Here is a 546-nt window from a genome sequence, read left to right on the forward strand (position 1 = left end):
CTCCGAGGTGGAGCGCAGCGCTTGTCCCACCTGCGGCTCCTGTTCCGGCATGTTCACCGCCAACTCCATGAACTGCCTGATGGAAGCGCTGGGCCTGGCACTGCCTGGCAATGGCACCGTGGTTGCCACCCACGCCGACCGCCGCCGCCTGTTCGAGACCGCGGGTCATCGCATCGTCGAACTGGCCAAGCGGGTCTACGAGGGCAACGAGGCGCACCTGCTGCCGCGTGCCATCGGCTCCAAGGCGGCGTTCAAGAACGCCATGACCCTGGATATCGCCATGGGCGGCTCCACCAACACCATCCTGCACCTGCTGGCCGCCGCCCAGGAGGCCGAGGTCGATTTCACCATGACCGATATCGACCGCCTCTCGCGTGAGGTGCCGCAGCTGTGCAAGGTGGCCCCCAACACCCAGAAGTACCATATCGAGGATGTGCACCGCGCCGGCGGGATCATGGCCATTCTCGGCGAGCTGGATCGCGCCGGCGTGCTCGACACCCGGGTGCCCACCGTCTACGGCGACTCCCTGAAGGCGGCCCTGGACGA

General features: G+C 67.0%; 1 protein-coding gene. It reads left to right on the forward strand.

Features of this window, described 5'->3' with window-relative positions; genetic code table 11:
• On the forward strand, positions 1-546 hold a 546-nt coding region (locus tag ADS77_RS21990; RefSeq protein WP_200909673.1), incomplete at both ends, for a dihydroxy-acid dehydratase.

The organism is Pseudoalteromonas porphyrae (assembly GCF_001298125.1).
Classification (GTDB): domain Bacteria; phylum Pseudomonadota; class Gammaproteobacteria; order Enterobacterales; family Alteromonadaceae; genus Pseudoalteromonas; species Pseudoalteromonas neustonica.